Here is a 14,575-nt window from a genome sequence, read left to right as displayed (position 1 = left end):
GCAACAGTTGTTATTATAAGAAAGTAGATTCGTTAATCTATTGAAAAAGAATGCGAATTTAAATTGTTTACTATAAAATATTCTATGTCAAGTAAAAGATAATATTGATATAGTTTTGTGTGAATAAATATATATAAGATTGAATATGAATGCAAAAAAATAAGTACTAATTAGTTTGATTATAGGAGTTAGAAAGGAAAGATTAATGAATATTACTTTACAAATAAATACAATAATTGAATTTATTTTCGGGAATCAAATGAAAATAGATAAGTCTGTCTATTTTACAGTGATAGTAGCGCAGTTAACAATCTATGGAATATTTCTAACATTTATACAGTTTATTGCTAATATAGATGATGAAGGGAAAAATAGGATTCCCCATTATTTAGGAATTGAGACAAAGAGTTTTTATATTAACAAAAAATTAAAGTTATCTAAAATAGTAAAAAGTGAAATTTTTTTAGTTATATTAATATTATCACTTTTTCTAAAGCCAATATTAGTTATATTCAATTTAATCATTGATAAAAGAATGCAATCAATAATTGTTTTTATATGGTATAGTTTTGCAATTATATATATGATACTTTTTGCTAGCATTTTTATTGGATGTGCCAAATTAACAATGCAAATTAAGCAAATAGGAGAAAATTCAAAATATAATTTATTACTAGATGAGATTGAAGAAAATTTTATTAAGGAAAGTAATAGATTGTTAAGAAAAGAACTTGAAGTTGATAAATTGAATCAAATATTGATATTGATGAGGAAACTATATAAAAGAGATAACAGAAGTGATCTATTAATGAGGTACAATAAATTAACTAAAAAATTACTTCAAAAATATTATGACAAGAAAGACTATGAGATGAGATTGCTTGTTAAGAAAAGTATTTGTGTAAGAAATCAAGAACCTTTCGAATACAATTTTCAACTTGAACTTGAAATATTGAATGAAATAATTAAAGATGCATTAAATAGAGAAGTACAAGATGAGGAATTCATTAAAAGCATATTTAGAATAAGAATGAAAATATTAAATAAAACTTTAGAAAGAAAAATAATAAATGAAGTTAAAAAAGGCAAAAGTAGCACAAATATAGATATAGAAGAACACGATAGAGAAAAAAAATTTTTTGGGTACGAATTAATATTAAGATCTAGAAAATATGTTGACTTAAATAAATATTTAATTAATATGTTATATACAGATATCCCATCTGTATCAGAAGAGTCTAAAATCATAATTCAATGTGAAAATAGAAAAGAGATTTCAAAATTACTAATACTATATTTGGAATTAGTTTGTGATGGAAAAATAAATGAAACTGATTTTCTAGAAATATTTAAAAAGATATTATATGAAGAAGAATTCAAGGAAGTTTTAACAAGTGAAGTAAGGCAAGTATATAGCAGGCAATATATTCCTCAAAAAATTGAAAATATACTAAAGATGTTAGATGATCATCAAAAGGTATATATATTGACTTATTTGATTATATATTATTCTATATATGATTTTAGAGAAGAATGGAAAAGTTTTGATCTTGTGAAATTAAGAATGTTATTACCACAAAAGGAGGCGTTTGTAACAATTTTAGATGAAAATAAAGAATATATTATAGATAGGTTTGAGAAATCAGAGATTAATCATAGATTTAGTAAGAAAATGATAGAATATTTAATCAAATACTTAAAACATAATATTTCTGAAACATTAATGACAAACGTTTTTAATAGTAAAGTAATAAATACGTTTTACTTATTTGTGTTTAAGATAGGAATTTTAAATGAAGAAGTATATCATTTGGAATATCATTTTAATAGTAACAAGTCATTAAGATTAGGGCTTTTAAGATTTTTATCAAAGCATCCTGAATTGTTCGTATATGATAAATTTATGATGTTTTTACATGTATTACGTAATAATTCTTTCAATAATGAAAAAGATTTAGGAGATATTGAAAATGATTTAACCTGTCTTATATTATCAAATGTCAAAATAACTAATGAACTTATTACTAAATGGAGAGAAGAAGGGAAATATTTATGGCCAAGTTTAATAAAGTATTTATTGGTTAAAATTACAGAATTTCAAAGATACAGTGATTCCAAAAATGAGAAATGGTTAATAAATAATATTAACCAAGATTTTGTGAGCAGTAATAAATCTGTTGAGATGTATGTTAAGTATATAATCAGTATATATGAAAAATATCATTTAGATTTATCATATGTTCAAAAAGAAAAAATGAATAAATTTATATCTAGGGGTTTATTAGAACTTATGTAATACCAATTATTAAATTTTATTAATTGTTTGATATTGATTATTAAGTATAAAGTTTGGAAATTTAGCAGGATGAAAAATCTAAAATATGTTTAAACATACCTAATAAATAATTGAAAAGTTATGTGATTTGTATTAGATAGTGTAGCATATGTAAATTTTGATATACTGAAAGTTTAAGTTATGCAATAAATTACTGTTAAAAGGTAATTATTTAAATGTGTTAGGAGAAGTTACAGTGTTTAAAATAAAAGAAATATTTAGCGTTTTTTCTAAGAGAAATAAAATTGAAAAAGAAATTGAGATTAATTCAGAGGTTAGAAATAGAATTTTTATGTTAATAATAGATTTATCTAATAATGATGATAATGGAGGATACTATAGATTTGGAAGTACTTTTAACATGGAAAAATTTTGTGTGGAGATATTAAAAGTATTAATGATGAGATTGGGGAAATTTGATGTAATTCATAAAAATAAAGGTATAGTTAATGGAGTTATAGAATTTTTGTTAAGTTGTAAGGGGGAGGTGTTTTTAGATTTTATTGAAGATTGCTTTAAAACTGATGAGTTTAAACTTGTGTGGATAGAAAAAAAGAATGAGTTTATAGATAATATTAATTATATATTCTCCATTGAAGACATTAAATTTGAATTAACAAAATATAAGGAATATTGGATAGAAAGTGGGAATATGAGCAAACTGGATTCAATAACTTATCCTCAAGTTATATGTAAAGAAAACATGTTTATTAATGCTAAAATAATAGAACCAGCACTTGAATTATTAATTGATGATGTATTTAAAAATGTAAATAATGAATTTTTAGAAGGATTATCACATTATAAACATAAAAGATATAAGGAATCAATTGTTAGTTGCTGTTGTGCTTTAGAGAGCGTTATGAAGATAATATGTTTGAAAAATAAATGGAAATATAATGATAATGCAACCGGACTGCCATTAATAAAAAATATTATAGAACAAAGTCAAACTCCAAATTGGTATGAAGGAATTATAATGCCAACATTGACACTAAGGAATAAATTGGGGCCACATGGAAAAGGTGCAGCGGAAGTTAACGTAACTAAAGTTCAGGCACAACTTCAAATAAATTTAGTTGCGTCTCAAATAATATTTCTTATTGGAGAGTATGATAGGTAAGCGTAGATATAACATTACTTAAAGAATGTATAATTAAATGAGGAAAAGAGTATAGTATGTTACAAGTTATATCAAAAAAGTTTTTTAAAAGTAATAACTATCATAAAATATAGGTGCAAACTATTATAGCAACATTGCAAACTCTTGAAGTCATAATGGGATATTTCATATATACTTAATTTTAAAGATGTTTTAGAATATCAAAGAAATCCAACGTTTCAATTAGTTTCAGTTTGACAAGGAGAAGTAATTGAAAATTTATTAGTCATGACATTATAAAGAAGGACCATATCAAGAAGAAACTGTACAAAGAATAAAATTAATTGCTAACATTAAATATTAAATATGTTTTAGGAAATCATGAAAAATATCTTTTAACTGGAATAAAGAAATCTTACTCTAATAGTATGGATTAAAACGAAGCCTTACATCATGAATGAGAGCATAGTTTATTAAGGATGATTTAAAGCAATATATTAAACAATTACCATATAGATTTTATTTAAACAGAGGAAAGTTGAAGATAGCATTTGTTCAATATTCAGTTAGTGAGGATATATATACATAAATTTTAAGCCTATCTTGATATTGCGGATTGTGAAAAAATGTTCTGAAATATTGATACAGATAGCATATTGTATGATATTGAACACAAGTGGAATTAACGGTAGACAATCAAAAACCTGCTTTCCAAAAATCTTTGATGAATATGATCTGGAAAGAGTTTTAGGAGAAATTGATTTAATTAAGTATCAGGTATATGGAGACATTAGGAAATGCCTTTATGGTGTTAAATAAGTATGTGACTAAAGTTTAATTTAAATATTTAATGCTAAAATGCAAGTTGTGAGTAATGATTTATATAAAACAATAAGTAATGGTTATGAAATATAAGAAATTATTCTTACAAAGTTCAATAGAATCATATCGTGGTGATTTTATCAAAAATATTACTATTGTAAAAGTAAGTAGAGTGATAATTAGATATAGTAGTTAAGCACTGTCTTTAGCACAAGCATATAAAAAGATTATATGTTTGCCTACTAGCAGTGTTTTTTGATTTTTACGAGGTGCAAATTCAAAAGGAACACTAAAATATTAGTGGCTAAGAATATAAATAAAGTGGCTCTGTTAAATAAGTTGGAGAAGTAGTGAGAAGTTAAGAGGTGAGTATAATTATTATTAAGGCTACTTTTCTTAAGAAAGTCATAGTGAATATATAAAATCAATTCCGATCTAATACAATCAATTCAAAGTTTTGACATTAATTATGTTCAAATCTATAATTATTTATATAGAATTAGATATGAGGTGAGTATATGAATTATATTATATTAGATACTAGTGTACTACTTGATTTGATTAGAAAAGATAAAGATGTAATAAATAAGTTTTTAAATGCAATAGAAGAAAAAGTTTTTATTCCTAATTTAGTTTATGAAGAATTCTATAATAAATTTCAAAAAGAGGATAAAGGGTATGAAAAATCAAAAAATATTTATAATTCTTTTGTTGAAATTAAGAATGTAAAAAGAAAGTTAGTTAATGGTTGTTTGCAGGAAGTATTTGGGGGTCTTAAAGATATAAGAGATAAATACTTACCTGAATTTCACAAATTAAATACGTTCATTAAGAAAAGAAATAAAAAACAAGATCAACTAATTGGCATAATTGAAGAAATGAAGAATAAGTTTTATTGGCAGCAACAAGAAGAAATTTACGATTACTTTGATGAATTCAATAAATTAATAAATGAAGTTGAAGAAAAATTAAAACCAATAGAAATATATGACGATATAAGGGAAATTAAAAATGTAATAAATGATTCAATTTTACTATGTGAATATTTGATGAATGCGATTCAAAGTAACAAGAACACAAATAAATTGTATAGCAATTATTCAAGTATAAGAGATTTTATTAATAAAAATATTAATGATAAATTTCGATTATCACAAGAAGAAAAAAATAATATTATAGAGTATTTGAAAAGCAATCCCAATATTAATTGGTGGGGGAAGAAAGATATTAAAAAGAAAGGTATAAAGACAGGATACAATGATCAGTTTATATGGAAGGAAGCCGTGAAATTTTCAAAGAAGAATAATACTGATTTAATATTTTTAACTGATGATAAGAAAGATTTTGAAGATTGTAATCTAAAAAATGAGATGGAAAAAGATTTTTATAATGAGACAGGAAAGAAAGTTGAAATAATACATTTGAATGAATATGTGTTAATGAAAGAAATTGAAAATAAAGAAATTAATAAACACAAATTAGAATTATTTATGGAGCAAGAATTTATAAAGTCTCATGAAGTAGATAATGTTCTAAATGAAGCAATTGAATTTATTGAAAATAATTGTGAGGAGTTTTCAAATGTTCTTAGAGAAAACAGTGAATTATTAGAGGAATTATTTGCCAATGAATATGAAGAAGGAGAAGAATATATATTAGCCAGTGATGCGTTATCACTTGAAATTGGAGAATATTGTAGTTATGAAGATGAGATAGATATAGGCTGTAAATTTATAAATAAGGTAGATAATACGAAAGCATTATTTAATATTAGTATTCATTTAGATATAGGCTCAACTTTGCAATGTGAGATAATATATAATGCGTATTTTAATGTTGATGGTGGAATTGAATTTAGTATTAAGGATGTTATATTCGATATAAGTGGAGAAGAATATTTAATTAATGATGGTGATGATATCAATAAAGTTTTGTTGGAAAAATATTGTTTTATAGATTATATTGAGCCAATAATGAAAAAAAAACTAAATACGAATTAAAGTGTATGATGCATATGTGAAAAAATGTTAAAGAATAACTTTGAAAATGATAACTTGAATTATTAAAAAAAAGCAAAGAGTTTGTCACAATTACCACTATTTACAATTATTAATGCAAGGCTTATAATATTATTAATATATCGAACTTACATTTGGAATTGCAACTGTATTCAGAGAAAGTGATATTAAAATTATAATAGTGTAAGTATGTCTATTATGAAAGGAGGTAAATTTAGAATAGTATGCATCGTTTGAAAAGTCATTAATTTACTATATAAATCAAATGTCGTGCTAATATAATTAATAGATGAAAAAAGTTTTATAAGAAATTATTGTGTAAAGAAATAATTTCTTGAGTAAGTTTGGACAAACTAATGGAAATATAAATCCTAAACGAGAATAGGGGGATAAAATGGCATCGGTTCAAAAACAATTTGAAAAATTTCATGAAGATATAAAATTAAAAAGGTTTGAAGAAAATGAAATATTAAGAGAGAAAAGAGATATAATTACAGGGAAAATCGAAAAAGGAATTAAAGATTTATATGAAGATAAGGGAGAAAAATCACCTAGTACTGAGTTCATTGACCAAGGTAGTTATTCAATTGGTACAGGAATTATTCCTGATAATGGAGATTATGATATTGATGAAGGCATTATATTTGATTTAAATAAGGAAGATTTTGAAGATGTGTTATATTTTAAAAAAATGATTAGAGATATCATGCTTGGACACACAAAAAAAGAACCTAAAATTAAAAATCCATGTGTGACAATAACTTATTCTAAAGGTGAAGAATCACCTTATCATGTTGATTTGCCTATTTATTTAAAGTCCAATAAGGATGATAATCTGTATTTGGCTTGGGGGAAGGAGTTCGCAGATAAAGCAAATATAAAATGGGAAAAATCTGACCCAAAAGGTTTAAAGGATTATATTAATGATGCTTTTTCAGGAGATGATAAGAAGCAGTTTAGAAGGGTTGTAAGATATTTAAAAAAGTGGAAGGATATTAAATTTTCCGATGAAACTGATGGGAAACCACCAAGTATAGGATTAACGGTTATAGCAGTAGATAAATTTTTACCAAAGAAAAATTTTAATTCAGTAACTGGAAAATACGAATATGATGACCTTGATGCTACATTGTCATTAACTAATGAAATCATTAATTGTTTTGTACAAATTTATGATTATAATGCAGGAAAATTATTATATACAATTGACTACAAACTTCCTAAAGAGCCTAAAAGCAATATGTTTTTCAAAATGACTAATTTAAAGATGAATTCTTTTTATGAGAAGGTTGTAAAATTAAGAGATGCATTAGAAGATGCAAAATCAAAAGATGATCCACATGATGCATGTACAATATTAGCAAAATACTTTGGTGATAAATTCCCGATACCAGAATCAACACAAAATAGGTATCAAAAAGTAGCATTAAGTAGTGCTCCAGCATCAAATTTTGCATAAGGAGGCATAAATTATGGATATTATCAGTCTTTTAAACTCAAAGAAATATCTAAAAAATAGTGTTTCTATTAATGAAAGTTCGTATACTACAGAATTTGAGTTAAGAAATGGAGATATAATACCATTACAATTATATTTTTCTGATGAATTTCCATATAAGTTACCTAATATTTGGATTGATATGAGCAAACAAGCGTATATTCCCGTTAAGCCTCATATAACGAGTAATGGATATATTTGTTATTTGGATAAAGAAGGGGTTGTCTGGAATGACACTCCTTCAATTACTATTGATTATGTCTTTGAAAGAGTTGAAAAAGTTCTATTTGATAAAATAAAAGAAAAAGAATTTCATAGAGAATTTATACATTATTTTGCATCATCAAAAGGATGTAAATATTCAATATCTCTGGTGGATAATGTATCTTGTGTTAAAGAAATAAAATTAATAGTAAATAAAAATGGGAGTCCAATGTTATTCTATGATACAAGTGTAAATAATTTAAGCCAAATAAAAAAGGAATCCAATATAGAAAGTAATCAGGTATGCAATGGGATTTATATTCCTTTAGAAAAAACATTGGACATATATGTACCTAATTCTCATAAGTTTTGGAGTAGTGAAGAAATTGCTGAACTTTTAAATAGAAGTTGTTCTACTGAAACAATAGATACGATAAATGGATTAACAAAGGTTCGGAACAACTATTATTACCTTTTGAATATACCTTTAATTACAGGAGAATCCGTATTAATTGGATTATGGTATTACAAACTTGTAGATAAGAATATTATTAAAGGAGTTCCAATATTAAATAATCAATCTATGTATGACATAAGACCTATTGTGCCAATTAGAATAGATGATGAAAGACTATTAAAAAGAGGGGGAGCGATTATCAATGGAAAAGAGTCAAATATATTACTGATTGGGTGTGGCTCAGTAGGAAGCGATTTATTATTTCTTTTGGCGAGAAGTGGATATAAAAAAATTACAATTGTAGATGCTGATAAATTAGATGTTGCAAACACATACAGACATTTTTTGGGATATAATAAATCAAGTACATTTTTACCAAAAGTTGATTTACTTAAAACAGAGTTAGAGGAACGATATCGAGGATTAAAAGTAAATAGCATAAATAAGGATATTTTTAATGCATTAAAAACTGGAGAGGTTGAGTTAGAAAAATTCAATCTTATAATATGTGCTATTGGCGATGTAAACCAAGAAAGACTTTTAAATAAGTATATAATAAAAACAAATACTCCGGCTATATTTACATGGGTTGAAGCGTATGGTATTGGTGGACATGCGTTACTAATAAACCATGATTCGAAAGGCTGTTATAACTGTTATATAAATGATGATTTAACAAACAAAATAAACTTTTCAGGTAAAAGTAATAGACCTTTTGTAAATAATTTTGATGGATGCCTAGGTACGTTTACTAAGTATGGAAGTATGGATTCTATGCAAACAGCCAACATTGCTGGTAGATTAGCAATGGAATTACTTCAAAACAAAGTAGAAGGTAATAAGTTAGTTTCATGGAAAGGATATTCTCAAGAGTTTATTGATAATGGATATACATTATCAAATTCATATTATGACTTCAATGCTGGAATTGGAGAAAGGCATATAGATATAAGTAATGGGTGTAAGGTGTGTAATGGATGATTTAGTTTTAACATATAAAGACATAAAGTTAATAATAAAAAAAGAGATACTTTTTGAATTATCTCAATATAGGCAAATAACTCTGCATAAGAATGAGAGTGGAGGTATGCTTATTGGAAGTAAATTATTGTATGATGACACTATAGAAATTAATGATATCACACAGCCACTTATTGAAGATAGTTTTTCGCCGACTACCTTTAAAAGATCAGACTTACACAATGGTATTTTGAAGGAAAAGTGGAAAAAGAGTAATCATACAAAAATGTATCTTGGTGAGTGGCATACACATCCACAAAATATACCATTTCCGTCAACAGTAGATAGAAGTAATTGGATAAAATTACTACAAGAATCAAAAACAGAATCAGAAATACTTATTTTTATTATTATTGGTATAAAAAATAATGCACTTTTTATAGGTGAAAAATATAGTAAAGATATTAATCTGATTGAATTGAGGGAAGTATATGAATGCGAAAATTTTAGATAAGTTGTTAGATTTGATTAGAGATGATAAATTAGGGGCTATAATATTGCTATTAATTTTACTTATTATATCAGTGATAAATATCTTTATTTATAGAAACAACAAGAGATTTCAAAAAATATATAATAGAGTTTCAAATTTTTTTCCGTGGGTAAAAAAAGAGAATGTAGTATTAGCAACTTTTAGTAAGCATATAGCGGTGTACGATAAAATACTAGAACCATATTTACTTAATGGTTGTTTAGTAATTAAAGAAGATTACAGGGAGAAATTTAATAGAGATGGGAGTATTGATATTAAAAATTTATGCGCAATAAAAGAAAAAAAAGAAGAATCGCTAAAAAAAGCAAGAAAGAGAATGAAAAATGAAAATTCGTTAATTTATTTAGGTTTTCCTCATGTACCTTTTGCATTTAGAGATGGGTATTTGTTTACAGATGTTGATGATGTAACATTATATGAATATCAAGGAAAAGATAGTGAATATTTAAGAAAAGGTTTCTTTGAGTTGAGAAAAGAATATAATAGTGATTTAAAAATACATTCGGATTATTTGGATAAATCAATTAGTAGTAATGAAATTGCATTAAAAATAGAACAGTCTTTTCCAATATCAAATAGAGAGATAGAAGACACAATAGGTGCTAAAGACATAATAACAATAGCAGTAGATAATGTTGAAAGATGGGGCATTACAAGTTATGCTCAAATTGATTTATATCAAAAGAAATTGAGGGAAGTTTTAAAATGGGCAAAAGAAAAGCAAATTGAGAAAATACATATTTTTGCTACTACACCTGTAACGTTATCATTTAGTTTGGGAAGGATAATTCAACATTATGATTGTGATATAATAGTATACAATTATAATTCGGGAAAATTTGATTGGAAGATAAATTTAAAAGTAGGCAAGATAGGCTTTGTAAATAATAATGTTATTTAGCAATGGAAGTTAATAAACTTTGACAAAAAAGAAAAGTTGACATTTAATTAAGTTGTTATACAAAATGGTATGATTATGAAGTTTTTCATTACTATGTTGCAGTAAATTGAAGTTGTGTTAAAACCTTAATGAAGACTATACAAAGAATATAGAAAATATGCTATTTTCTTTGTATAGTTTTTTATGTTAGTGAAAAATGAGGCTTTGTTTTGAATTAATGTTGAGATTTAATATAAATTCTTGAATATACTTATTCAAGGAAAGTAGAGTAAAATTATGGCAAACTAAATTATTCAGTATATTTACATATAGATAGAAAAGTAAGAGCCAGTTATTGATAAAGTCTCTATATAATATATAGTAGAATGGGTAAAAGAAAAATCACGATTTCAACTTAACCACTAATTAATATTTATAAATGATGATCACATTATAGTATGCTTTTTGCTCACAATAGCAAAAAGAGAAATAAATAACTAATTTTATATGGAGGGGTTTTGATGTATTCTACTACTGTAAATGGTAAGGAGTTTACTATTATATTTAGGGATAAAATTACTTTATTTGATAAGTTAAAAGTTTTGGTAAGCAAAAGTAAGTTATTAATAATAGAGGTGAAAGATAGAAAAAAAGAATTTAAGATTAAGGATAAAAACGAACTAAGATTAATAGTTGACAAATACGTTGGCTTTTACAATAAAAGTATGATAATAACATTTGATGATTTACTAAAATTTAATGAAGAAATGGATATTGAAAAAAATATCAATACAAGTAAATTTGACATAAAAGATTTTATTGAAACATATGACAAATCTCAATTTATTGCTTTTATGATACCTATAATTGCAATTGTGATCTCATACTTTTTCTTTCAATTAGGATATTGTTTTTGGTATGGATTTTATTTGGGTGGTGATCTTAATGATTATATTTCATTAATAGATATATTTATGAATCCAGTTCCATTTAACTTTAAAAGTATTACTATAATTGGAGTAATATATTTAGTTTCATTAATTGCATATTTTACACCACTAATTGCATCAATTAATGAAACTAAAATTATTAATAAATTAAAATATATTGGAATATGCTTATTTATAATTAGTATGCTATTTATACTTTGTGATGTATTATTTTGGGGGCTTCCTGATGACGCCCTAAATAAGGGAGGGAATTTAATAATCTTATTTTTAATGGTAACTACTACTATTTTAATAGCAGCATTAATAATCAAAGCATGTTTTCACAACATTCTTATGTTTTTTAGTGGAATATCATATACATTTATTTTTATATGTCTAATCGCAGGGATAGTGAAAATAGACTCAAAGTCTTATTGGTATATAATACTTACAATAATTGGTTTGATTATGATTCATTTTGGCATTAGTTTTAAGAATCCTGTAGTGAAGAAATTTAACAAGTTTTTTAAATCTCAAACAATATCATTCTTAATGGAAATATTATTGTATCTTCCATTTATATTTCTATTGTGCATTGGTAGTATTAAGTTTTTTGAGTTGAAAATAAATAGAATTGTTTTGGCACTTGTAACAGTAGGGCTTTCATTAATATTTATTATCTTAAAACATGAAATTAAACAAAGAAATTTGAGAAGAAAGAAAAACAAACAAAAAGTTAATTCCCCAAATAATGACGCGAGTACTAGCAAGAAAAAAGAAATAGTAGTTACTTCAGGAATGTTAATACTTTCTCTGATTTGTATATGCGTTCTTATGATATGGATGACAATGTATATTGGTAAAACAATTCGTAATTTCGCTAATATAGAATCTAAAGATAAGATAATTTATAATGTTGTTAATGATAAGTTGCAACCTAAAGTAATATTTGGTAATGTTGTTGCTCAGACAGACAATGTTTATTTTATCTCTAAATATCCAGAAAGAAAATTAGTTACAATTAAGGCTGATAATTTAGCAATATATCCTCGAGATAAATTTAACATAATCTGTAATCCACGAAAATTTTATTCCTTAAAAAATAGCATTTTAAAGAAGTATGAAAATGATCTAAAACATTCCAAAATATCAGTGGAAGCAAGTAAGGATACACTTGGAAATCCGTTTGAATATATATTAGATATTAAATCAAATAATGAAATTAAATTTTCATTAAACTACTCTTTAGACAATGATGGGAATGTAGTGAAATTTAAGTTAGGTGTAACAGAAATACATAATAAAAGTGGTATAGTAAATGATGATTGCGTAGATAAATTAATTGATGAACTTATGACAATGACTACTAATACCTATAATATACCTGCGCTAGCAGTTGAGTCGAAGTTCTATTTTTTAAATGGGTATTTAGAGTATGTTGGTAATAAACAAGAATCGGATGGCTTTTATGGATATGAATTCCATAAAGAATAGTATTAAACTGATGGTATATATATTCTGAAAAAGTTTTTATTTTAAGTTATTAGAGTTAAATTTGAAGACTTTATGAAATAGAGGTGAATTATATGGATATATGTGAATTTGATGCAATAATTTTTGGAAATGGAATGACACTAAATTTATTTGAACAGTTAAGGAAATATGTTTCGGATGAAAAGTTATACTTATTTAATATTGATGAGTTTATAAAAAAATTCATATCTAATAAGTTGACGTTTAAAGAAGAACAATATATAGAGAAGATATTTTATAAGAAAAAATCAATTGAAAATACTAAATACTTTAATGAAATGAAGGATATATTTAGACAATATTACTTGCAAAATAATTCTAATATAGAAAAAATATTGGGGAAAGATTGCTTTAAGAGTATAAATGAAGTTAGTTATGATATAAAGGTCATTAAAGATATATTTCCTGTACTATATAATATATGGTTTAATGAAGTATATAGATATATTATAGATAATAATTTAGAAGGATATATAGAAACTTTCTATAATTCTGTAAAGTCAGTATTAAATACTAATAATAATATTTATACAACAAATTTTGATTATTTGTCGGACAAGTATGTAGAGACCAAACACATTCATGGAAAATTTTTAGAATCAATAATAAACTATGAAGATGTTGTATTATATATGAAGAATATAGGTGAATATTATTATAAATTTGTATGGGGACCTAACGGTGCAAGTAAAGGAATTATGTTAAAAGAGTTCTATGATAGAAAAATATATGATAAATATTTTGATTTTAGTTTTTTGTTTGGAGATATTAAAATAGATAATTTGCTGATTTATGGATTGAGTTTTCAAAGATCTGGTTATATTGAAGAAGGATTTCTAAAAGCATATTCCAAATATAAAAATGATAAATTTGAAGGAACTATTATAGATGAGCATTTACTATGGAGAATAGTGGCATTGCAAAATTTAAATAAATTAAAAACAGTTACTGTGAGTTACTTCTCTGAAAAAGAAAAAGATTACTTTATAAGAATATTTGAGTATTATAAAATTACAAATATTAATTTTATGCATACTTCAAAGTTTGATTTCAAAATAGAGTAGATTAGTAAAAATATAAAAGATTAAATGTAATAAGACAAAAAGAGTACACTTTTGTCAACGGGTTTCGATAAGAGGTGCAAAACTGTAAAATAGTATATAAAATCACAGGTATAATCACATAAGTGAAATCTGTGATTTTCACTTATATAATTATACAGAAAACAGCAGTTAAATTGATTACGTTTTTTTGTTCTTCTAATTTGATGGCAGAAACAAATAT

9 protein-coding genes are annotated in these 14,575 nt (G+C 24.9%); all 9 read left to right on the top strand.

Annotated features, from left to right (window positions below; translation table 11 throughout):
• Nucleotides 1-205 precede the first annotated feature (205 nt).
• Nucleotides 206-2,296, top strand: coding sequence for a hypothetical protein (locus OCU47_RS10890; protein ID WP_261828626.1), 2,091 nt, complete (start codon nt 206-208; stop codon nt 2,294-2,296).
• Nucleotides 2,297-2,531: 235 nt separating this feature from the next.
• A complete protein-coding gene (locus OCU47_RS10885) occupies nt 2,532-3,458 on the top strand; it encodes a DUF7014 domain-containing protein (RefSeq protein WP_261828625.1) in 927 nt (308 codons plus the stop codon).
• A gap of 1,319 nt (nt 3,459-4,777) precedes the next feature.
• Nucleotides 4,778-6,259: a PIN domain-containing protein gene (locus OCU47_RS10880; protein WP_261828624.1), complete on the top strand. Its 1,482-nt coding sequence runs from the start codon at nt 4,778-4,780 to the stop codon at nt 6,257-6,259.
• 412 nt (nt 6,260-6,671) lie between these two features.
• Complete coding sequence (locus OCU47_RS10875) at nt 6,672-7,736, top strand: cyclic GMP-AMP synthase DncV-like nucleotidyltransferase (protein WP_261828623.1); 1,065 nt, start codon at nt 6,672-6,674, stop codon at nt 7,734-7,736.
• Nucleotides 7,737-7,749: 13 nt separating this feature from the next.
• Nucleotides 7,750-9,417: a ThiF family adenylyltransferase gene (locus OCU47_RS10870; protein ID WP_261828622.1), complete on the top strand. Its 1,668-nt coding sequence runs from the start codon at nt 7,750-7,752 to the stop codon at nt 9,415-9,417.
• Entirely contained in the window at nt 9,410-9,910 is a 501-nt protein-coding gene (locus OCU47_RS10865; RefSeq protein ID WP_261828621.1) for a Mov34/MPN/PAD-1 family protein, read from the top strand. Before OCU47_RS10870 ends, OCU47_RS10865 begins: the two co-directional genes overlap by 8 nt.
• Nucleotides 9,888-10,850 carry an SAVED domain-containing protein gene (locus tag OCU47_RS10860; RefSeq protein ID WP_261828620.1) on the top strand — a complete coding sequence of 321 codons (963 nt, stop codon included), beginning with the start codon at nt 9,888-9,890 and terminating at the stop codon, nt 10,848-10,850. Before OCU47_RS10865 ends, OCU47_RS10860 begins: the two co-directional genes overlap by 23 nt.
• Before the next feature lie 500 nt (nt 10,851-11,350).
• Nucleotides 11,351-13,252: a hypothetical protein gene (locus OCU47_RS10855; protein WP_261828619.1), complete on the top strand. Its 1,902-nt coding sequence runs from the start codon at nt 11,351-11,353 to the stop codon at nt 13,250-13,252.
• 92 nt (nt 13,253-13,344) lie between these two features.
• The gene (locus OCU47_RS10850) at nt 13,345-14,355 is read left to right on the top strand and encodes a hypothetical protein (protein WP_261828618.1); all 1,011 of its coding nucleotides are present in this window, start codon (nt 13,345-13,347) and stop codon (nt 14,353-14,355) included.
• Nucleotides 14,356-14,575: the final 220 nt, after the last annotated feature.

This window comes from Clostridium sp. TW13 (assembly GCF_024345225.1).
GTDB classification, from domain to species: Bacteria; Bacillota; Clostridia; order Clostridiales; family Clostridiaceae; genus Inconstantimicrobium; species Inconstantimicrobium mannanitabidum.
This window is presented reverse-complemented; position numbering and strand designations above follow the sequence as displayed.

Bases quoted from the DNA above. Each gene is read 5' to 3' on its own strand.
- OCU47_RS10890 (WP_261828626.1), top strand. From the start codon at position 206: ATGAATATTACTTTACAAATAAATACAATAATTGAATTTATTTTCGGG.
- OCU47_RS10880 (WP_261828624.1), top strand. From the start codon at position 4,778: ATGAATTATATTATATTAGATACTAGTGTACTACTTGATTTGATTAGA.
- OCU47_RS10875 (WP_261828623.1), top strand. From the start codon at position 6,672: ATGGCATCGGTTCAAAAACAATTTGAAAAATTTCATGAAGATATAAAA.
- OCU47_RS10870 (WP_261828622.1), top strand. From the start codon at position 7,750: ATGGATATTATCAGTCTTTTAAACTCAAAGAAATATCTAAAAAATAGT.
- OCU47_RS10865 (WP_261828621.1), top strand. From the start codon at position 9,410: ATGGATGATTTAGTTTTAACATATAAAGACATAAAGTTAATAATAAAA.
- OCU47_RS10860 (WP_261828620.1), top strand. From the start codon at position 9,888: ATGAATGCGAAAATTTTAGATAAGTTGTTAGATTTGATTAGAGATGAT.
- OCU47_RS10855 (WP_261828619.1), top strand. From the start codon at position 11,351: ATGTATTCTACTACTGTAAATGGTAAGGAGTTTACTATTATATTTAGG.
- OCU47_RS10850 (WP_261828618.1), top strand. From the start codon at position 13,345: ATGGATATATGTGAATTTGATGCAATAATTTTTGGAAATGGAATGACA.